Annotated in this window: 18 protein-coding genes; 7 read left to right on the top strand and 11 right to left on the bottom strand. The window is 65.3% G+C overall.

The window, feature by feature from the left end:
- Nucleotides 1-396: hypothetical protein (locus LQT98_RS12145; protein WP_231462548.1), on the top strand; the 396-nt coding region annotated here is incomplete at its 5' end.
- The gene (locus LQT98_RS12140) at nucleotides 393-731 is read left to right on the top strand and encodes a J domain-containing protein (RefSeq protein WP_048411694.1); all 339 of its coding nucleotides are present in this window, start codon (nucleotides 393-395) and stop codon (nucleotides 729-731) included. The genes LQT98_RS12145 and LQT98_RS12140, both read left to right, overlap by 4 nt.
- Nucleotides 732-831: 100 nt before the next feature.
- Here LQT98_RS12140 and LQT98_RS12135 read toward each other — a convergent pair whose 3' ends face one another.
- Nucleotides 832-1461, bottom strand: coding sequence for a LysE family translocator (locus LQT98_RS12135; RefSeq protein WP_048411695.1), 630 nt, complete (start codon nucleotides 1459-1461; stop codon nucleotides 832-834).
- Nucleotides 1462-1830: 369 nt separating this feature from the next.
- Between LQT98_RS12135 and LQT98_RS12130 the strand changes: the two genes are divergently transcribed.
- From LQT98_RS12130 to LQT98_RS12120, 3 genes are all read left to right on the top strand, one after another.
- Nucleotides 1831-3282: an alkaline phosphatase gene (locus LQT98_RS12130; RefSeq protein WP_231462546.1), complete on the top strand. Its 1452-nt coding sequence runs from the start codon at nucleotides 1831-1833 to the stop codon at nucleotides 3280-3282.
- A 48-nt stretch (nucleotides 3283-3330) separates the two neighbouring features.
- Nucleotides 3331-4692: an alkaline phosphatase gene (locus LQT98_RS12125; RefSeq protein WP_231462544.1), complete on the top strand. Its 1362-nt coding sequence runs from the start codon at nucleotides 3331-3333 to the stop codon at nucleotides 4690-4692.
- A 257-nt stretch (nucleotides 4693-4949) separates the two neighbouring features.
- Nucleotides 4950-5618 (top strand): hypothetical protein, encoded by a 669-nt coding sequence (locus LQT98_RS12120; RefSeq protein ID WP_048411697.1) that lies wholly within the window; start codon nucleotides 4950-4952, stop codon nucleotides 5616-5618.
- Between the two features lie 353 nt (nucleotides 5619-5971).
- Here the strand turns inward: LQT98_RS12120 and LQT98_RS12115 are convergent, their stop codons facing one another.
- The 3 genes from LQT98_RS12115 to LQT98_RS12105 all read right to left on the bottom strand — a co-directional run bounded on the left by LQT98_RS12115 (nucleotide 5972) and on the right by LQT98_RS12105 (nucleotide 9062).
- Complete coding sequence (locus tag LQT98_RS12115) at nucleotides 5972-6745, bottom strand: hypothetical protein (protein ID WP_231462542.1); 774 nt, start codon at nucleotides 6743-6745, stop codon at nucleotides 5972-5974.
- Nucleotides 6742-8730 (bottom strand): S8 family serine peptidase, encoded by a 1989-nt coding sequence (locus LQT98_RS12110; protein WP_231462540.1) that lies wholly within the window; start codon nucleotides 8728-8730, stop codon nucleotides 6742-6744. Before LQT98_RS12110 ends, LQT98_RS12115 begins: the two co-directional genes overlap by 4 nt.
- A gap of 167 nt (nucleotides 8731-8897) precedes the next feature.
- On the bottom strand, nucleotides 8898-9062 hold the full coding sequence (locus tag LQT98_RS12105) for a hypothetical protein (protein WP_231462538.1): 165 nt from the start codon (nucleotides 9060-9062) through the stop codon (nucleotides 8898-8900).
- 194 nt (nucleotides 9063-9256) lie between these two features.
- Here LQT98_RS12105 and LQT98_RS12100 point away from each other — a divergent pair, with 194 nt between their 5' ends.
- Nucleotides 9257-9613, top strand: coding sequence for a DUF1484 family protein (locus tag LQT98_RS12100; RefSeq protein WP_231462537.1), 357 nt, complete (start codon nucleotides 9257-9259; stop codon nucleotides 9611-9613).
- Nucleotides 9614-9636: 23 nt separating this feature from the next.
- Nucleotides 9637-9996, top strand: coding sequence for a hypothetical protein (locus LQT98_RS12095; RefSeq protein WP_231462536.1), 360 nt, complete (start codon nucleotides 9637-9639; stop codon nucleotides 9994-9996).
- Nucleotides 9997-10008: 12 nt separating this feature from the next.
- Here the strand turns inward: LQT98_RS12095 and tssA are convergent, their stop codons facing one another.
- The 7 genes from tssA to mutL form a co-directional block, all read right to left on the bottom strand.
- Nucleotides 10009-11106 (bottom strand): type VI secretion system protein TssA, encoded by a 1098-nt coding sequence (gene tssA / locus LQT98_RS12090; RefSeq protein ID WP_231462535.1) that lies wholly within the window; start codon nucleotides 11104-11106, stop codon nucleotides 10009-10011.
- Nucleotides 11107-11137: 31 nt separating this feature from the next.
- Complete coding sequence (locus LQT98_RS12085; RefSeq protein ID WP_231462552.1) at nucleotides 11138-14674, bottom strand: type VI secretion system protein; 3537 nt, start codon at nucleotides 14672-14674, stop codon at nucleotides 11138-11140.
- Nucleotides 14675-14852: 178 nt separating this feature from the next.
- Nucleotides 14853-15806 (bottom strand): NRAMP family divalent metal transporter, encoded by a 954-nt coding sequence (locus LQT98_RS12080; RefSeq protein WP_231462534.1) that lies wholly within the window; start codon nucleotides 15804-15806, stop codon nucleotides 14853-14855.
- Complete coding sequence (hflC, locus tag LQT98_RS12075; protein ID WP_231462533.1) at nucleotides 15803-16681, bottom strand: protease modulator HflC; 879 nt, start codon at nucleotides 16679-16681, stop codon at nucleotides 15803-15805. The genes LQT98_RS12080 and hflC overlap by 4 nt, the downstream gene beginning before the upstream one ends.
- Entirely contained in the window at nucleotides 16681-17709 is a 1029-nt protein-coding gene (hflK, locus tag LQT98_RS12070; protein ID WP_231462532.1) for an FtsH protease activity modulator HflK, read from the bottom strand. The genes hflC and hflK overlap by 1 nt, the downstream gene beginning before the upstream one ends.
- Nucleotides 17710-17866: 157 nt before the next feature.
- Nucleotides 17867-18688: an MBL fold metallo-hydrolase gene (locus LQT98_RS12065; protein ID WP_231462531.1), complete on the bottom strand. Its 822-nt coding sequence runs from the start codon at nucleotides 18686-18688 to the stop codon at nucleotides 17867-17869.
- 3 nt (nucleotides 18689-18691) lie between these two features.
- Nucleotides 18692-20593 (bottom strand): DNA mismatch repair endonuclease MutL, encoded by a 1902-nt coding sequence (gene mutL, locus LQT98_RS12060; RefSeq protein ID WP_231462529.1) that lies wholly within the window; start codon nucleotides 20591-20593, stop codon nucleotides 18692-18694.
- Nucleotides 20594-20766 lie beyond the last annotated feature (173 nt).

The following is a 20766-nucleotide window of genomic DNA, read 5'->3' as shown; positions in this document are numbered from 1 at the left end:
CCGCTGGCGCTGTGGCTGCGCCCCGGCGCGGCGGACTGGCTGCTCTTGCTGCTGACCGGCTATCTCGCCTACCTGGCGGCCGCGCTGCTGGGCATGCTGGCGCTGCGCCGCGCGCGGCTGGGCCCCAACGGCGCGCAGCTGCGGCTGATGCTGGAAGCCCTGCTCTGCCTGCCCTACGCCAGCCAGCTGCCGCGCAAGCTGGGCCTGGCCGGCTTCGCCCCGCTGCCGCTGATTGATCTGCTGGCGCCGGAGGCCGGGCTGGACGCGGACAGCGCCGCCCACATCGCCGCGCTAGCGCGCGAACAGCTGGAAGTCACGGAACCGGCCGATGCCCGCGCGCATCTACAGCAGATCATCACGCTGGCGGAAGCCAGGCAAGCGGAGCCGCACCCATGAAACTCATCACCCTAATCGTTTTCGGCCTGCTGGGCTTCTGGCTGGTGGATTACCTGCTGAGCGCGCGCAAGAACGCGCGGCAACAGCCGCGCCGCCCCGCGCCCGAGGCCGAGCCGGTGGCGGAGCCCGTCTCCGAGCTGGAACAAGCCTGCCGGGTGCTGCAAATCACGCTGCCCTGCTCGGCGGAAGCCTTGAAAGCCGCTTACCGCGCGCGGATGGCGGAATACCACCCGGACAAGGTCAGCACGCTGGGCCAGGAGTTGCGCGAACTGGCCGAACGCAAGAGCAAGGAGATCAACGCCGCCTATCAGCGCCTGCTGCCGCTGTGCTCCTGAGCGCCGGCTCGCCATTCTTCCCAGTGTGAAGCCGCCTTGCGCGGCCCCAAAAAAAATCCCGCCAGGCTTGGCGGGATTTTTCATGGCGAGCCGGCGCGGCTCAACTCATATCGCTGCGACGGTACAGGCTGAGACCGATGGCCAGCACCGCCAGCATGCCGGCGCAGCTGCGGTTGATCCAAGACATCACCCGGGCGGAAAAACTGCGCATCGCGTGGCGGCCGCCGTAGGCGTAGATGAACATCATGGTGCAATCCACGCAGGCGGTGACCACGGCCAGGATCATGTACTGCGTGACCACCGGCTGCTCCTGGCGGATGAACTGCGGCAAGAAGGCGGTGAAGAACAGCAGGCCCTTGGGATTGGACAGGCCCACCACCAGGGAACGCAAGAAAGCGCCGCGGCCGCTGGCCTCGCCGCCCTGCTCGCTGGCCGCCAGCGCCTGAGTGGGCGCGCGCCACATCATCCAGGCCAGGTAAACCAGATAGGCGGCGCCGCCCCATTTCACGATGGAAAACAATTGTTCCGACGCCTGCAGCAAGGCGCCCAGGCCACAACCGACGGCGGCGATCAGCAGCAGATCCGACAACACCGCGCCGGCAAAGCCGTAACTGGCGATGCGCATGCCGTGGCTGGCGCCGTTGTTCAGCGCCAACAGCATGGACGGGCCGGGGGTGATCATCACCGCGCTGACCGCGACGATGTACAGCAATAGGGTGGCGAAACTCATTCAATAACTCCAGGACGCAACATTCAATATGGCGGCGCGGCCCCCCGGAAACAGTCAATGACGCCGATGCGCGGCGCGAGACACGGCGAGCGGGCGTGGAGCATGAAAGCTGGAAATGACGGATGAAGGGCGGCAAACAACGCGGAAGCCGTATTTTAATACAAAACCCGGCGCGGCTGTAGTGGCATGTTTGCTTATGCTTATATGGTTTTATTCCAAGCGGCGGCATCGAGCCGGCCGCGCGCCCGGCAACGCCCGAGCCGCCCGTCCGGTTGACCGCGCAACAAAAGCTTCATCAAAACCTCTCCTGTCCGCAACATGCGCGCACTATGCTGGCCCGGTTTTTTTCATGCCCGGAACATATACACCATGCGCATCCTCAGCCTGACCCTGGCCGTGACGGCCGCCATCGGCCTGGCCGCCTGCGGCAGCAACGGCGGTCCCACCAGCGGCTCCGCCAACAACAACCAAGGCAACCGCCCCGCCGTGGCCAAGAACGTGATCTTCTTCCTGGGCGACGGCATGGGCATCAACACCACCACCGCCGCCCGCATCTACTCCGTGGGCGAGGACGGCGAGCTGACCATGGACACGCTGCCGGAAAGCGGCTTCGTCAAGACCTTCTCCAACGACGCCCAAGTCACCGACAGCGCGCCGTCCATGTCCGCCTACATGACCGGCGTGAAGATGAACAACGAAGTCATCTCCATGTCCAGCAATACCCAGGCCAAATCCCCCACCGCGGACTTCACCTCCAACTGCGGCACTGGCAACGGCCAGCCGGTCAGCACCCTGCTGGAACTGGCCAAGGCCGGCGGCAAGGCCACCGGCGTGGTCACCACCACCCGCGTCACCCACGCCACCCCGGCCGCCACTTACTCCCATGTCTGCCACCGCGACGCCGAATCCGACATCGCCGCCCAACTGGTGCCGGGCGGCGCCCTCTTCAACGCCAAGCTGCAAGACGGCGTGGACGTGGTGTTCGGCGGCGGCCGCCAGTTCTTCCTGCCCAAGGCCGCCGGCGGCAAGCGCGCCGATGGCCGCGACCTGGTGGCGGAGCTGAAAGCCAAGGGCTACGGCTACGCCGCGGACAAAACCGGCTTCAACGCGCTGGACCCGGCCAAGACCACCCGCGCCGTGGGCCTGTTCACCAGCAGCCACATGAGCTACGACCTGGACCGCGACGCCTCCAAGGAGCCCAGCCTGGCCGAGATGACCGCCAAGGCCATCTCCATGCTGGCGGACCGCAAGGACAAGCAAGGCTTCTTCCTGATGGTGGAAGGCGGCCGCATCGACCATGCGCTGCATGAAACCACCGCCAAGAAAGCGCTGCAGGACACCGTGGCCTTCGACCAAGCGATCAAGACCGCCATCGACGCGATGAAACAGCGCGATCCGGACCTGAAAAACACCCTGATCGTCGTCACCGCCGACCACGACCACACCCTGGTGCTCAACGGCTACGCCCAGCGCACCGGCAAGACCACGGCCAGCAACCCCGGCGTGCTGGGCCTGGTGAAGAACTACAGCAACGGCAGCGTGGCCACCGACGCCGACGGCATGCCCTACTCCATCATCGGCTTCGGCAACGGTGAAAACCGCGTCAACGGCAACCGCAACGCCGCCGCCGCGCTGACCGACGCCGTGGTCTCCGCCAACGACTACCACCAGGAAGCGGCGGTGCGCATGCCGGCCGGCGGCGAAACCCACGGCGGCACCGATGTCTACATCGGCGCCATCGGCCAGGGCGCGGACGCCTTCCACGGCTTCCTGGAAAACATCGACGTGTTTGGCCTGGTGAAGAAAGCGGCCGCGCTCTGAGCCGCGCCTCCCCCCAAACGCTACGCAAACCCATACAAGAGAAACGCAATGAAACCGATGATGAAACCGCTGCTGAGCGTCGCCGCGCTGGCCGCCGCCCTGCACGCGCTGCCGGCCCAGGCCGCGGGCGAAGCCAAGAACGTGATCTTCTTCCTGGGCGACGGCATGGGCCCCACCACCGTCACCGCCTCGCGCATCTACAAATACGGCGAAGCCGGCAAGCTGAACATGGAACAGCTGTCCCGCACCGCCCGCGTCAAGACCTTCTCCAACGACGCGCAAACCACCGACAGCGCGCCGTCCATGTCCGCCTACATGACCGGCGTGAAGATGAACAACGAAGTCATCTCCATGTCCGCCGACACCCGCGCCATCGACCCCAATAGCAACGGCACCGGCAACTGCGGCAGCGGCAACGGCCAGCCGGTGGCCACCCTGCTGGAACTGGCCAAGGCCAAGGGCAAGGCCATCGGCGCGGTGACCACCACCCGCGTCACCCACGCCACCCCGGCCGCCACCTACTCCCACGTCTGCCACCGCGACGCCGAATCCGACATCGCCGCCCAGGCGGTGCCGGGCGGCGCCGGCTACAACGCCAAGCTGGGCGCCGGCCTGGACGTGCTGATGGGCGGCGGCAGCAAATTCTTCCTGCCCACCGCCTCCGGCGGCAAGCGCCCGGACGGCCGCAACCTGCTGACCGAAATGCAGGCCAAGGGCTACACCCTGGTCAGCAGCGGCAGCGAACTGGCCGCCTTCAACCCGCAATCCGGCGGCAAGCTGCTGGGCATCTTCAACAAGGACCACATGGACTACGAGCTGGACCGGGTGAAGAACAGCCTGAACCAGCCCAGCCTGGCCGACATGACCGCCAAGGCCATCGACACCCTGTCCCGCAACGGCAACGGCTATGTGCTGATGGTGGAAGGCGGCCGCATCGACCACGCGCTGCACGGCACCAACGCCAAGCGCGCGCTGGAAGACACCATCGCCTTCGACAACGCCATCAAGACCGCGCTGGCCAAGGTGGACCTCAACAACACCCTGATCGTGGTCACCGCGGATCATGACCACACCATGACCATCAACGGCTACGCCAAGCGCGGCAACCCCATCCACGACATCGTGCGCGGCTACGCCGACGGCAAGGAATCCAAGGACGCCGACGGCGCCACCTATACCGCGCTGGTGTTCGGCAACGGCCCCAACCGCAAGGCCAGCCGCGTGTCGGTGGACTCCGCCACCGCGATGGGCGACGACTACCAGCAAGAAACCGGCGTGCGCCTGTCCAGCGAAACCCATGGCGGCGGCGACGTGATGCTGATGTCCAGCGGCGCCGGCTCCAAGGGCTTCAAGGGCGTGATGGACAACACCAAGGTGTTTGGCCTGGTGAAAAGCGCGCTGGGCCTGTAAGAACCTGTTTACGATCTGCTGCGCGTCGTGAAGCGTTGCACGGTGAGTACCCGCTCAAAATGCTCATGTACCACATGTACATTCCGCTTTTTCACTCGTTTTCGCCTTGTCTCGCTCTAGCTCGCGAAATCGTAAACAGGCTCTAAACCCCCGCCACCGCGTCGGCGCCTTCTCCGGGCCCGGCGCGGCGGCCACGGATTCACTCCATTCGGCTTGCCCACGGGCAAGCCTACTTTTACGCATGAAGAAAGACCGCGATGAAAACCCTGCTGCCGCTGGCCCTGCTGGCCCTGTCCCCGGCGCTGCACGCCGCCGCCGCGCCAGACCTGGTGGCCACCCTGCGCTATGAAACCGTCACCATCGGCAATGACGGCGTGGAAAAAACCATACGCTACCAGGAAAAACTGACCCGCCAGGGCAAGCATGTCTGGCGCGAACGGCTGAACGCGCGCGCCGGCGGCCACGGCCACGAGCATGGCGCGGAAGACGGCCACGACCACATCGACTACCCCGCCGCCAACCGCCACGTATGGCTGGATGCCAAGGGCCAGCCGCGGCTGGAATTCGCCGTGCCGCAACAAGGCCTGCTGGTGCAAGTGGGGCAGCGCGAATGGAGCGACGTGGGCTTCGACGGCTCCTGGACCCAAGCCAGCCAGATCGTGGACATCGCCAAACTGAAAGGCTTTACCGTCAGCCCCGGCGCGGACGGCAGCCGCTGGTACCGCAAAACCGCCAATGGCCACAGCAAGCAACTGCAATGGAGCACGCGCTGGGCGATGCCGCTGCAAGTGGAATCGCGCTCGCAGGACGGGCGCTACCGCGAAAGCATACGCGTGGAGATCCGCCCGCTGGCCGCCGGCCAGCCGCTGCCATGGGCGCAGACCGGACGGCTGCGCGCCAAGGACTATATGGATACGCTGGACTAAGAACCCTTTTAGACTCGCTAACAAAACCCCTGATCCTGCGTTGCGCCTCCTTGTCGTACTATTTGTAATGCCTGCGTCGGCGCGCCTTGGCTCAGCTACGCTGCGCGGTTTTGTTAGCGACTCTTATAATCTGCTGTGCGTCGCGAAGCGTGACACGGTGAGTACCGCTTCGAAATGCTGATGTACCACCTGTACATTCCGCTTTTTCGCTCGTTTTCGCCTTGTCTCGCTCTTGCTCGAGAGACTTTGAACAAGCTCTAAGAAGCCAAGCACCAAAGACCGTAAAAAAACATGCCTCGTATTCGCATACGAGGCATATTGAATCAGCGCGGTAAATTTAAAAACCGGCCTGATTATTTAATTTGCGTCCAAGCCTGCCCCCAGGCCGAGCCGGTACCGGGCGCGTAGTGCGCCGCGGATTGGCCGCACCAGGCCGAGTAAGGCATGGGCTTGCATTGAAACACCTTACCGACATTTTTCACTTTGTCGCCCGCCTTGTAGCTTACGCCTGGGCGATAGTCCGCTATATCGCCCTCCGTTCCACCGGTTTCCGCCGCTTTCACACGCAGCGCATGAGTGCTTTGGGCCGTGTTGCCTTTGTTATCCGTCACCAGCAGTTTAACTTCGTGATTGCCCGGCTTAGTATTTTGGGGCGCACGAACCAAAACCTGATCACCGTTGGCTTGCAAGCCAAGGCCGCTGGCATTGCTCCAAGTAAAGCGCAGCTGTGAGCCGGAAGATGATTTACCCGACAAAACCAGCCCTTGCGCCGCCGCGATGGTGAGTTCTGTTCCACCAGTAATATTGGCCTGGGGCAAGACCACGCCATTCTCCATTGCCTTGACGGTAATCGCGTGGCTAGCCTGAGCGGTTTGGCCCTTGTTGTCGGTAACCGTTAGCATAATCTCATGTTTACCGGCCTTGACACCCTGCGGCGCGCTAACGATGGCGCGGTCCTGATTAGGAAGTAGCGTTAACCCGCTATTATTGGCCCATTGATAACTTAAACCCGTGCCGGTTGATGCTTGTGCCGATAACATAATCCCTGTCGCGCTCCCCTCTTCCAGATTGGAGCCACCGCTAATGACGGCTTTAGGAGGAAGGGCACCAGTATTTTCATCTTTCACGGTGATGGTGTGACGGCCCTTGCCAATTTTTTAGCACCGTCAAAGACCTCGAGATGGATGGTATGTGTTCTAGACGGGACACCTTTGTCGGCAAAGATCAGTAACTGGTTAAAATTTGGATGAAGCGTTAAGCCAGATGTATTTTTCCACTCAAAACGCAGTTTTTTCCCGGCAGGCATATCAGCCTCTATTATCGCCCCTTCCTCCACGTCTCCAGCAACCACTTCTTTATCGCCATGGATGTTGATGTCTGGCAGGACTCCATTCTCTTGCCCACGCGCCCATAATTCCATGGAGTCTTCTGATGTACGGTTTTTCGCATCCGTAATCTTCAGTTTAACCAGGTACTGAGTGTCTTTTTGCAGATTGGGAATAGAAAAACTGACTTCACTGCCATTGGTGTTTAAGGGCAAAGCAGGTTGAATAGACCAGGCATACTTTAAATTATCTCCTGTCGATTTAGCGGCGGATAACGTCACCTGACTACCTGCGGGCACGTCGTTGTCACCGCTGATAACGGCAACGGGGGCCGGTTGCCAGCCGCCGCCGGCATCTTGCAGCATAATGTCAGCCGCTTTAACCAAGTCCGGTTGCATCCCGATGGGCGCCGCCGGATCAGGATAACGTAAGGGCTGACCACTTCTCACCAAAATATCACGCATTTTTTTGGGTGGGATATCACCTAGGTTATTGGCCCGTGCAATACTTTGCAGCAAGGCAACGCTGCCGGCAATAATCGGGTTGGCGGAAGAGGTGCCGCTATATGTCGTCGTATAGCCATTAGGATTTTGTGCTGACCAGGAGGTACTGGTGACATTCCTGCCCCAGCTGAATAAGTCCACTCGGCCGCCATATTGTGAAAAGCTGGCGCGTTTGGCGTCCTTTGGGTCGGCGGCACCCGCATAAATGGCCCCGGAGTCTCGGATTTTTCTATCGTATTTCCGCTTTAAGTTGGGGTGATCCAGATTGATATTGCCATTGGCGGCGGCAATCACTACATGAATGCCTTTTTCTGCGGTCATATAAGAGATGGCGTCAAACACATCTTCTGCTTGCTCAACCGGCATATAGCAGTTGATTTTGCAGCCGTATTCAGGCAATCCATTGACATAAGAGTAGTGTATGCCGACCTGTACCACATCACCTGCCTTTAATTGCTTGGCCAGGTCTAGCAACTGGGGGCCCGAGCCATACTTGCTATAGCCTGCTTGTGCTCTAGCCGCAATCCCGATGGTGCCAATACCGTTGTCTTTTGAAAACATTACACCGGCACTGGAGGTATCATGGCTATCCACTTTATGTTGGCTGGTATCCCAGTGTTTAAGAAAGGGTTTGGGCAGATTGGGATGGTCGTAGTTCCAGTGATTAATTTCTACTGAAACAATACGGGATAATTCGCCTTTATTCGCATAACGCTTATGGGCTTCCACCACATTGAGCCCGCCCATGCGATAAGGTGATTTAGCGATATCCGGATAGAGATAATACTGGCAGCTGCTGATGGGCGTCGCGTCGCAGTCGGCGTAATTGGGTACGCTACGGGTGGCCGCGCTTTCTTCCGGCAACGGCGGTTCACCAATGGAAACCGCTTCCGGGCGCACATAGGCGGTTTCCACCAAGGGGTTTTGCTTTAGCTTTTCTACCAAGGCTTGAGCCTCCCGCTCTGTCGCGGGCGGTTTGCTGATTTGAAAGTAGCGATCCAGATTATGCCGTTGCATCGCTTCAACCGTTTTGAGCGAATCGGTTTTAGTCATGCGCCAGTCGCGCGCCGGGTCCGGCAGTTCAAAAAGCGTTGCCAGTTGCAGGCCCGAGGTTTGCAGTTGCCGCGCGGCCAGCTGTGGATCGACGTTTTTCTCGGATCGGGTCAAAGGGTCCGATACGGTTTTCTTGACCTTGACGATGACTTCAATATCACGCGCATAGCTTGCCGCGGACAGCGATAGCAATATCGCGCTCAACGTGCCAAGTTTGAAATAGGAGTTCATTATTGGGCCCAAACACAACTTAAAATGTTAAATGGATGTGTTGCCAAGTCATGATCAACAGCTTGGAACTGCCGCATGTCGATGGCGCGCCCAAGTCTGGCTAAGATCGGCCGGACTGAGAAAAACCCTCAAAAGAACCTGAATAAAAAGGGAGCGCTTGCCTAAGCTCAGCGCTCCCAAAGCCGCACAACCCGCCGCGCCAACGCCGTTGCTGCAAACACCAGCCTCGCGGCTTTCCCCGCCACCGCCGGCTTGACGCCCATCGCCAGGCTGTTTAGGCTTTGCTCCGCGCCGTGCTCAATCACGCGGCGCAGGGTTTGCAGGCCCGTCATTTAACTCTCCCGCAGATACAACGGTCCGCTTTGGCGCCGTTACGTCTGCTGCCACGCCGTACCCATTCGGGGCGGGCCGTGGCAGGGAGCCTTAGGGCTACCGGTTTTTGGTAGAGTTAGCCGGTCCTGCAACCTTGTCACGTGCCTGCCCTAGCCTCGCCTAGGCAGGTTTCCAAACTGACATGGAGACCGTGATGACCTTTCCTACCTTTCCCCCTGGTATTCCCCCACCGGATTCAGAAGAAATCGCAGCCGCGCCGCTGGAACAACTGCGCCTATGCCTGCATCAACTGCCGGCCGCCGATGGCAATCTCGTTGAGCTGGGCGCGCTGGGCCGGCAATTGAGCCGCAGCCACGCCGAGCTGGATGCCCTGCTCTTGCAAGGCACCATCGATCTGCGCGCCGCCCATCTGGGCTTGCAAGCCTTGCTCACTCTGCTGCAAGGCCGTGACGAGCCGCTGCTGTTCAGCAGCGAGGAAGCGCTGGCCTTGCTGGAGCCGGTGCAGCAGCGTTTGCAGCTGGGGCTGCAGCGCATCAATCGCGTGTTTTGATCGGTCGGATGGGGAGCATTGCCATGATGAAGCTATTGAAGCAGCACAATGACGCGCTCAAGCGCGCCGCGCGTTTGCTCATTGTCTATGAGGCGCGCAGCGGCGTAGTTGCCTTGGCGGACGACTGCCCGGCCCATCCGGCCAATTCCACGGCCATTCTTCAGGAGATTCAGCTGGTGCTCGCCGAGTTTCGCCGTTGGCAGCAACGGCATGGCGAGCAGGAGTACGCCCGCGCCGCCATCCTGGCGATGTGGGCGTCCGGCGCATGGAGCAACCGCGATACTTGCGCGCGGCTGTGTTATCGGCAGGCGGGGTTCAGCACGATGGCGCTGGCGCGCCAGGCCCTGGTGGGCGCGCCGGCGCCGGAGAGCGCCCGTTCCTAGAAAAGCCCCCCGCTACGGCAACACCCCCAGCAGCGACCACAAGCGCCGCGCCTCGGCATCGCTGTCTATCAGTTCCGCCAACAGTTCGCGCAGCGGCTTTTCGCCCCACTCCACCGCGCGGTAGATCAGATAGGGCACCGGGCTGTGCGGCTCGGTGCGCGCCAGGTAGTCGGCGATGCCGCGCAGCTGGCGGTAGGCGTCTTCCCGCCCTTGCGGCTCGCGTTGAGCGAAGACGGCCGCGGCCACAACGGGCGCCGACGCGCTGTTGCCCGCGTCGACGGCGGCTGGCGGCGCGGCGGTTTCCGTGCGCTCAAGCACAGCGGCTTCCGGCGGCGGGCCGGGATGCTGGGTGGCCAGTTCCTGCAAGGCCAGCGTCGCCTGTTCCAGCGCCTGGCTCAAGGGCGCGTAGGATGGTGCATCGACGCCCATATGCTCATCGCACCAGGCCTGTAAGCGCGCCAGCCATTGCCGGCTGCGCGCCAGCGCGCCGCGGCTGGCGTCCAGCGTGGCCGGCGGCAGCGCGCGCAGCCAGTCGTTCAGTTTCTGCTGTTCGTGGCGCGCCTGCTCGCGCTCTAGCTTGCCGTCGTCGCCGCTGGCCAGCAGCCGGCGGTTGAGGTCTTGCCATTGCCGCAGCGTCAGCGGCTGCCGCTCCTGCGGCGGCGGCGCGTCCAGCAGCGGCACTTGGGCCGCCAGCGTGGCGGCGTAGGTTTTGGCCAGCCATTCCAGCGGCCCGGTGCGGAAGCTGACATCGTCTTGCTGCGGCAGCGGGTGCAGGCTGTCCCAGAATTGTTCGCAGCTTTGCGCGGTCAGCGCCAGCGCGGCTTCCAGGCCGGGCAGGCCTTGCAGGTGCAGCCAGGCTTCGCCCAGCCAGGCCATCACCATCAGGTCCTTGCTGCGTTCCGCCAGCAGCGCGGCGGCCATGCGTTCCACCGCCGGCCAGTCCGCCCGTTTCAAATCGCTTTCCCAGATGCCGGTGGGCAGGCTGGGGTCGTCTTCGCGGCGCAGTTCGCGCAGTTGATCGTATTCCGGCGCGTAGCGCAGCGGTTCTCCGCCGGGGCTGTCTGCGGCGATGGCTTGCAATAGCGCGTCCAGGCTGACGGTGGCGCTCATGGTGCGGTCCTCATGGTGGTCAAAGCGCGCATCAGCTGCCCTCTATCGCGGCCAGCCGCGGGTTGGCGGCGGCGCGGAACGGCGACGGCGGCGCGGCGTAAGGCAGGCCGCTGACGCTTAGCCCGCTCTTGCCGCCCGGCGCTTGCAGGCTCAGCCGCATGAACATTTGCGCGTTGCCGCTGCCCAGGCCGGCCGGGTTGCGCACCGGCAGCGCCAGCATCACGCTGACGTCGTTGAAGCCGTCCAGGCTGCTGGAGCGCAGCGGCGAGCTGTTTTCGCGCAGCAGGCGCAGCAGCGCCCATTGGCCGCCGTAGTTCCAGCTGGCCAGGCGCTCGAACACGGTGAGCCCGCCTTGCGCCGGGTCTTCCACCGGCGCTTGTTGCGATTCCTTGGCCCAGCGCAGGGTCAGCGTCAGCGGCTGACCCACGTTCCAGTGCAGGCGCTGGCCGTCGCCGCTGGGGTAGCGCAGACGCTGGCCGCTGCTGGCCAGCGTCCATTCGATCACTTGGTCCGCCGCTTGCTCGTGTTCGCGGTCGGTGCGCCAGCGCACTTCCAGGTCCACGCCCTGCCATGGGCCGCCGTTGTCGCGGATGAACATCGGCCCCAGCCAGGCGCGCGCGGCCTTGGCCGCGTCCAGGAAGCGCCGCGCCGCCTGGGCCTGGCCGGATTTGAGGTCTTGCAGGCCGGCCGCGGCCAGCGCGCCGTTGTCGTCCATCAGGCGCATGAATTCCGCCACCCGTTCCGGCGCGGCGTCCGGCGCCGGCAGCTTGGCGGCGAAGGGGAAGCGGTTGGCCAGGTATTGATTGAAGAAGGCCGCCAGTTTTTGATAGGCGGCTGCGCCGGCCTGGCCGCGCAGCACGCCGCAGCGGTCGCTGGCCAGGCTGACCAGGGTTTGAGCGCGCTCGGCGAAGATATTGCCGGCGGCCGGCAGTTCCACTTGGTCCAGCACTGCGCGGCAATTGCCCACGTCCATTTCGTTCAGGTCTTTGCTGATCATGGTTTCCAGCACCGACGGCGCGCTATTGGCCGCTTTTTCCTTGTAGTGGCGCAGTTCGTTGGTGGCGCTTTGCCAGCGCTGCACCAGTTGCTGGTCGCTGACCGACATCTCGCTCTTGTGCGCCAGCAGCCAGCTCAGCGTTGGCGCTTGCGCCTGGGCCAGGGTGCCTATCAGTTCCAGCTGCGAGCCCAGGTATTGCTGCAGTTCGCGCGCGCCGCCGGCGCGGAAGGCGCGGGCGGCGGCGTTGCGCGAGCCGTCCCACCAGCGGAAGCTGCCTTGCAGCGGCTGGTAGACCGCCAGCCCTTGCAGGCTGCGCTCCGCGTGGCGTAGGGATTGCAGCGCGCGCCGGTCCATTTCGCGCAGCACGCCCTCGCGCATCGCCGGCTGTTCCAGGTCTTCCAGCGCCGCCAGCAGCGGGGCCACCGCCTTGGCCTGAGCCTCGAAGGCGCTGCCCTCTTCCACCGAGCCGCCCACCAGGCCGGTGGCCGGCTCGGCGTGGCGGCTGATCAACTGGTGCCACATCACTTTCGCCGCGCTGTCCTGCAAGGCGCGTTCCAGGCCCTTGCGGTAGGCCGGCGGCATTTGGGTGGCGCTGCCGGCCAGGTATTTCTGGTAGCCGTCGTAATAGCGCAGCGCCGTCGTCATCGCTTCGGCGTCCATGCGCTTCAGCCCTTCCGCTCCCGGCCCGTCGTCGTCAAGCGCGCGCGCGCCGGCCACCGCGTCCTGCTTCAGCAGCGAGGCCAGGGTCACGTTCAGCTTGAGCACTTGGTCTTGCAGTTCCAGGCCGCCGGACGGACCTTGCGCCAGCAGCGCCGAGGAGGCGCCCACGCCGCCCAGCCAACGCTTGCGGAACTCCTGGCGCGCCACCGCGGAGTAGTCCACCACCCGCGCCACCGCGTCGCGCCCTATCAGGCTGGAGCGGCGCGCGCCGTCCAGCATCGCGCTGTAGCCGGGCACCAGGTCCTGGCCGGCGGCGCGGCTCCAGGCGCTGTTGGTGGCGTTGACCAGGCTTTGCAGCAGGCCGATGTGGCCGGCGATGCTGTCCAGGTCCGCCAGGGTGTTGCCTTGGCCGGATTCCAGCATTTGCAGTTGCTTTTGCAGTTGCTGGGCGGTGAGGTCGAAGGTTTGGTTGGTATAGAGCTGGCGGAGCCAGGCTTGCATCAGCGCGCTGAAGTGGTCGCCCACTTGCGGTCGGATCTTGGCGAGGTCGATCGGCGCGGCCACCAGTTGGTCGCTGGCCAGCAGGATGCGGCGCAGATTGTCGCGCTGGGCGTTTTGCGGCGCGCGCAGGCTGAGGCCGAACAGGCCGTTGGCCAATTCCGCCGCTTCGTCCAGCGTGGCGTTGCCATCGTTCACCGCGTGGTTGAACTGGCTGACGCGCTGTTCCAGCCGCCCGGCGTCGCCGGCCAGCTGCCGCGCCAGCAAGTAGGCCGGCCATTTTTCCGGCGTGGCGGTGTCGTCGCTGACGCTGTCGGAGCCGGCCTCGCCCAAGCGCCGCAGTTGTTCCGCGTCGCGCAGCAGCCGCTGTTGCAAGGGCTGCATCACCGCGCGGCGCAGCGCGTATTCGATGGTGTCGTCGATGCGGCCGTCCACCGGGGAAAACAGCGAGGTGGGCAGCAGCAGGGTGCCGAAGCGGCGCGAGGGCGCGTCCTTGAGCGCGCGCCAGAAGGCGGTGATGCTCTGCCGCGCGGCGGCGTCGTTGCTCAGTTCCGGCCGCGGCCCGCCGCGCTCCAGTTGCAGGATGCGCAGCTGGCGGCCCAGCGCGTCGGCATCCGCGGTGACGGTGTGCCAGTACCAGCTGATGCCGGCCAGCCACAAGGCGGCGAACAGGGCCATGGCGGCCAGGGTCCAGCGGTGCCAGCGCTGGCGCAGCAGCAGGATGCGCGGCACCGGCTGGGCCAGGCCCTGTTCCGCCAGCACTCGCTGGCGCAGCAGGCGGCCGGCGAACAGCGGCAGCGCCGGCGGCGGCGCGACTTCGTCCAGCTCGCCTTGCGGCGCGGCTTGGGCGCCGGTGAAGTAGATGCCGCGCAACTGCGGCGCCTCGCCCAGCGCGTTGCCGCGGAACACCGGGTCGCACAGGGCTTGCAGATTGGCGCGCGCGTCTTCGAAGCTGCGCGGCAGCAGGTAGAGGTCCGCCGAGGCCTGGCCTTGCAAGGCGCCGATCTCGGCGATGGTTTCGCTCAGGGTCAGCCGCAGTTTTTCCAGCGCCTGTTCTATCCAGTCGGATTGATAGGCGGTGCCGGCGGCATAGGGCGAGGACCAGCCCAGCATCGCGTCGCGCGCCTCGCGCGGCAGCGCCTGCGCCAGCTCCAGGAAGCCCGGGGTCTGCTCGGTTTCGGTCACCACCAGGTAGATGGGCAGGCTCAGGCCCAGCCGTTGCTGCAGGTCGTAAAACTTCTTGCCGGCGGCCAGGCCGGCGCTGACCGCCAGGTTCTCGCTCCACAGCTTGTCGGCGGACACGGTCCAGATCAGCGCGTCCAGCGGCCGGCCGGCGCGGCTGCGCAGCAGCACGCTCAAGAGCCGCCGCCAGGCGGACAGCGGCGCCAGCGCGCCTTCCGGGTGGCTGAACATATCGTCCGGGATCACCAGCACCGCGCCGTCGCCGCCGTACCACCAGCGGCCGAACCAGTTGGCTTCGCCTTCATGCCGCAGTTGCAGCGAGGCGCACAGCGCCTCGACATTGCTCACCCGGTCGCCCACCGCCAGCACCCAGGGGGTCTGGTAGCGGTCTTCGGCGCCCAGTTCGCGCTCAAAGCGGCGCACCGAGCCGCGGAAGCTGCGCCGCGCCGGGTCCGCCTCGCGCCGCAGCCACCAGCGCGCCGCCGGCCAGCGCCAGCGCGAACAGCAGCCGGCCGTATACCGGGCCCAGCAGCCGGCTGAAACCATCGGCCAACTGGACCACGCTGTCCAGCGATTGGCCGCCGTGGCCGCCGCCGAAGGCCTGGGCCGCGGCGATCAGGATGGCGGCGGTGATCAGCTGGCACAGCGCCGCGCCCAGCAGGGTGTCCAGCCGCGCGGCTTTCAGGTCGGCCTGGCCCAGGCCCTTGTCCAGCAGCGCCGACTGTTGATAGAAAATGGTCCACGGCATGATGCAGGTGCCGATATTGGCGGCGGCCAGGTAGAGAAAGTCATGGTCGCGCCACGGCAGGTGATGCAGCTGCGCCAGCAGCACCGCCGGTTCCGGCCGCGCGAGCCAGGCTTCGGCGAGGAAGGCGAGCTCGAACACGCCGAGGGCGATGGCGACGCGCTCCACCGAGCGGTAGCTGCCGGTGGCCACCATCAGGAAAATCAGCAGCGCCAGCAGGGACACGCTTTGCCAGGGCGGCACGCCCAGCATCTCGCCGATGCCGGCCAGGCCGCTGAGCTGGGTGAGCAGGGCGCCGAAGCAGCTGATCAGCAGCGTGGCGGTGCTGATCCAGGACGCCGCGCGGCCGAAGCGCCGCAGCACCAGTTCGCCATAGCCCTTGCCGGTGCCCAGGGCCAGCCTTATCGTCAGCTCCTGCGCCAGATAGAGCAGCGGAATCAGCAGCAAGAGCAGCGGCAGCATGCGCAAGCCCCAGCGCGCGCCGCTCTGGGCTGACGCGATGACGCTGCCGGTCTCGGTGTCGGCCAGCATCACCACCAGGCCGGGGCCGACGGCGGCGAGGAAATGCCTGAACCGCTGCGTCAGCGGCCGCGCGGCGGCGGTGTGAACGCCGTTCACGGTTTGCCGCCGGCGGGACCGGACTTGAAGTCGCGCAGCAGTGCCGAGTCCGGCGACAGCACCAGGGTGGGCGCGGAGTCGGACAGCGAGTGGCGATAGGTTTGCAGCGAACGGTAGAATTTGTAGAACTTGGGGTCCTTGCTGAAGGCCTGGGCCAGGATGCGGTTGGCGTCGGCGTCGGCTTCGCCGTGGGTGATCGCGCTCTGGCGCTGCGCTTCGGACAGGATCACGGTGCGGTCGCGCTCGGCCCTGGCCTGGATCTGCTGCGCCCATTCCGCGCCCTGGGCGCGCAATTCCTTGGCTTCTTGCTGGCGGGACGATTTCATCCGGTCGTAGATGGCCTGGCTGGTTTCCAGCGGCAGGTCGGCGCGGTGCAACTGCACCTCGGTGACTTCCAGGCCCAGCGGCTTGGCGCGCGCGGCCACTTCCTGCTGGATGCGGCGCAGGATGGCGGCGCGTTCCGGCGACAGCAGCGCCTTGAGCATTTCCTTGCCCAGTTCGCGGCGCAGGGAGGTGCTGACCAGTTGGCCCAGTTGGGCGCGCGCCTGTTCCTCGGTGCGCAGCGCCTGATAGAAGCGCAGCGCGCTGGCGATGCGGTAATGGGTGTAGGTTTCCACTTCCAGCCGTTTTTCGTCGCCCAGGATCACTTGCTCCGGCGGCGGCGCCAGCGTTTGCAGCCGGGTGTCGTAGTACTGGACGCTGTCCACCAGCGGCAGCTTGACTTTAAGTCCGGGCTGTTCGTCCACGTCCACCGGCGCGCCCAGGCGCACCACCAGCGCTTTCTGTCCTTCGCCCAGGGTGTAGAAACAGGCGGACAGCAGCCACAGGCCCGCCAGCACCGCCAGCGCGCCCGCGCCGCGCCATTGCCGCTTCATCAGCGTTTCTCCTTGTCTTTGGCCTTGTCCTGCAAGGACATATAGGGCACCACGCCGGACATGCCCTTGCCGGATGAGTCCACGATGACCTTGCCGGCCTTTTTCAGCACCTCGTCCATGCTTTCCAGATACAGCCGCCAGGCGGTGACATCCTTGGCCTGGGCATAGCTTTGATAGATGGAATCGAAGCGCTTGGCTTCGCCTTGCGCCAGATTGACCACCTGGCTGCGATAGGCCTCGGCCTCCTGATGGATGCGCTCGGCTTCGCCGCGCGCCTTGGGAATGATGTCGTTGCTATAGGCCTGGGCCTCGTTGCGCGCGCGTTCCTGATCGGCGCGGGCGCGCTGCACATCGTTGAAGGCGTCTATCACCGCGGCGGGGGGGTCGACGCGCTGCAATTGCACCTGGGTGAGCAAGATGCCGGCCTGCTCGGCGTCCAGCCGCTGCTGCAGCAGCGCGCGGGCCTCGTCCGCCACTTGCTGGCGGCGGTTGGACATCGCCGCCTGGATCTGGGTGTGGGAGATCACATCGCGCAGCGCGCCCTCGGCGGCGATGCGCAGTGATTCCTCGGGTTTGTTGACGCGGAACAGGAACTGGCCGGCGTCCTTGATGCGCCAGAACACCGCGGCGTCGGCCTCGACGATGTTTTCGTCGCCGGTCAGCATCTGTTTTTCGCGCGGGTCGGGGGTGTTGGTCGGCGCGCCGTCGTAGAGATTGCCCAGCCGCAGCTGATTGATCTGGGTGACCTTGGGCAGCAGCACGCTGTCCACCGGCCAGGGCAGGTGGTAGTGCAGGCCCGGCGCGGTGGTGTCGCTCCATTTGCCGAGGCGGACGACGACGCCTTGCTCGTCCGGCTGCACCCGGTAGACGCCGGAGGCCAGCCAAGCGAGGGCGACGACGCCCAGCAACAGCTTGCCGCCCTGGCCGCCCATGCCCATCAAGTCCAGCCAATGCCGGACGCGCAACCTGAACTGACGCAGGGAGAAATCGCCGGAGTCGCTGGGGGCGGTCGGGGGTAGGGAGGGCATGGGCCGGGCTCGCGAGTCTTGTTGTCTGTCCCCTGCCTTAACGTGCTTGATGCAAATGGGTTGACCGCGCTTGGGCGGCAAGGCTTGAAATCGGCGCGGCCGCGCCGAGGAGCGGGAGGCGGTTCACGCTCCCGCGAGCGAGATCGCAAACAGGTTCTTAGTCGAAGCTGAAGCGGCTGCCGGCGGCTATGCCTTGCTGCCCGGCCAGCGCGTGGCGGGCGTAGCCGGTGCAGTGGCAGGCGTGCAGGCGCTCGGCGCCCAGGCGCTGGAAATAGCGGCGCGTCTGCCAGACGCGCCACGGATTGGCGCTGCGCAGGTGGAAACCGCCTATCACCGCGCGGACGCGCGGCTCGGCGCAGACTTCGCGCGCGTAGTCGACGATGTGGCGGATGCCGGAGTGGGCGCAGCCGCTGAAGATGATCAGGCCTTGCTCGCTGTGGTAGACCAGGGCCGAGTCGTCGGCCACCGGGTCCGGCCGGTGGCCGCGCGCGTCCAGCAGCCGGCCCAGGGTGCCGCGGCCCTCGGCGTGGCGTTGCCGCGGAATCTGGCCGAGGAAGACATAGCGGTCGGCGAAGGCGTGCGGCTCGGCGTGCAGCTGTAGCTCAAAGCTGGCTTGCAGATCGGCTTCGTTCAGCGGCGAGCCCAGCTTGCGCAGCGTGATCGGCCCCAGCCGCGCTTCGCGCGCTCGGAAAGCCCCGGGATGGGCCAGCAGCGGCAGCGGCGCAGCCGCGCGCTCGCGCAGCAGTCGGCTTAAGGCCGGCAGGCCGCCGCTGTGGTCGTAATGGCCGTGCGACAGTACCACCCGGCTCAGCGTGGCGAGGTCTACGCCCATCTGGCTGGCGTTGTATAGCAGCGCGTCGCTGCGGCCGGTATCGAACAGGATGCGTTCTTCGCCGTCCTCGATCAGCAAGGCCAGGCCGGCTTCGGCGATCAAGTCCGGGCGCAGGCTGTGGTTTTCCGCCAGTACGGTGACGCGCATCGCTTATTGTCCGCGCATGAACAGCTTGTCCAGCTCGCGCATCGACAGCCGGGTCCAGGTGGGACGGCCATGGTTGCACTGGCCGGAGCGCTCGGTGGCTTCCATGTCGCGCAGCAGCGCGTTCATTTCCGGCAGCGTCAGCTGGCGGTTGGCGCGCACCGCGCCGTGGCAGGCCATGGTGGCGAGTAGCTCATTGCGGCGCTCGGTCAGCACCTGGCTGAGGCCGAACTCGCGCACATCCTTCAGCACCGCGCGCGCCAGGTCCACCGGGTTGCCGTCCTTCAGCCACACCGGCACGCCGCGCACCGCGATCTGGGTGGGAGACAGCGGCGCCAGTTCCATGCCCAGCCGCTTCATGTCCTCGCCGTGCTCGTGGGCGGTGGCCACTTCCATGCGGTCGGCGGCGAAGGATACCGGCAGCAGCAAGGGCTGCATCGGGATGGTGTCGGTTTCCAGCGCGGTCTTCAGTTGCTCGTAGACGATGCGTTCATGGGCGGCGTGCATGTCCACCAGGATCAGCCCGTCTTCGCACTGGCTGAGGATGTAGACGCCGTGCAGCTGCGCCAGCGCGAAGCCCAGCGGCGGAATGCCGTCCGCGCTTTGCGGCAGCGCGGCGACGCGCTGCGGCGGCAGGCTGTATTCCACCGGCGCCGGCGCGGCGCTGTGGGCGCGTTCTTCCTCGCGCAGGCCGCCGAACAGCTTGTCGTAAATGCCGGTGGCCTCCCTGGCCACGTGCAGCGGCATCGCCTGCTGTTGGTAGCGGAAGGCGGGCTGGGACGCGGCCTGGCCGGAGGAGGGCGCGGCGGAGCGGTTGAACGGCTTGTCGAACAAGGGCGCCGATTCGCCCTGGGCCAGCGCCGGGTTGTCCGGCGTTGCGCTGTCCGCGTCGGCGATCTGAACGGTGGGCGCGGCGCCGGCGGTGGTGCTGGCCAAGGCCTTGTGCACGCTGTGGAACAGGAATTGGTGGATGGCCTGCGATTCGCGGAAGCGCACCTCGATCTTGGTCGGGTGCACATTGACGTCGACGCCGGACGGCTCCATGGTCAGGAACAGCGCGTAAGCCGGGTGGCGATCGTGGTGCAGTACGTCCCGATAGGCCTGGCGCAGCGCGTGCAGCGCGGTCTTGTCGCGCACGAAGCGGCCGTTGACGTAGAAGTACTGGGCGTCGCGGCTGGCCTTGGAGTAAGTGGGGGAGGCGACGAAGCCGCTGAGCGTCAGCGGGCCGGCGGCGGTGTCGATCTCGATGGCGGCGGCGACGAAGTCCTTGCCCAGCATCGCGGCCACGCGCTCGGCCAGGCTTTGCGCCGGCAGGCGCCAGATCACCTTGCCGTTGTGGCGCAACATGAATTCCACATGCGGATGCGCCAGCGCGATGCGCTCGAAAACGGCTTCGCAGTGCGCGTATTCGGTGTTCTCGCTTTTCAGGAATTTGCGCCGCGCCGGGGTGTTGAAATAGATGTCCACCACTTCGACGCTGGTGCCGGGCGCGTGGGCGGCCGGCTCCACCGGGTGCAGCGAGCCGTCGATGGCGATGACTTGATGGGCGTGCTCGGCGTCCGGCGGTCGGCTGACCAGGGTCAGCCGCGACACCGAGGCGATGCTGGCGAGGCCCTCGCCGCGGAAGCCCAGCGTGGCGACGTTTTCCAGGTCGTCCAGCGAGGCGATCTTGCTGGTGGCGTGGCGGTCCAGCGCCAGCGCCAGGTCTTCCGCCGCGATGCCGCCGCCGTTGTCGGTGACGCGCAGCAGCTTGATGCCGCCCTGGGCCAAGTCCACCGTGATCTTGGACGCGCCGGCGTCCAGGCTGTTTTCCAGTATTTCCTTGAGCGCGGAGGCGGGGCGTTCCACCACTTCGCCGGCGGCGATCTGGTTGACGAGGTGGTCGGGCAGGCGTTGGATGCGTGTCATGGGCGGCGTTGGGGCGTGATGTCAAAGCAAAAGGCCGCGCGAAGAGCCTGTCAATGTCTGCTGCGCGTCGGCGATACGGCGTTGAAATCGTCTTCAGAATGCTCATGTACCGTCTGTACACTCCGCTTCTTCAGCCGTTTTCGCCTTGCCTCACCTTAGCTCGCGAGACTTTG

This window comes from Chromobacterium aquaticum, assembly GCF_021129195.1.
Classification (GTDB): Bacteria; Pseudomonadota; Gammaproteobacteria; order Burkholderiales; family Chromobacteriaceae; genus Chromobacterium; species Chromobacterium aquaticum.
Note: the sequence above shows the minus strand (reverse complement) of the source record. Positions and strands in the feature narration are given on the sequence as shown.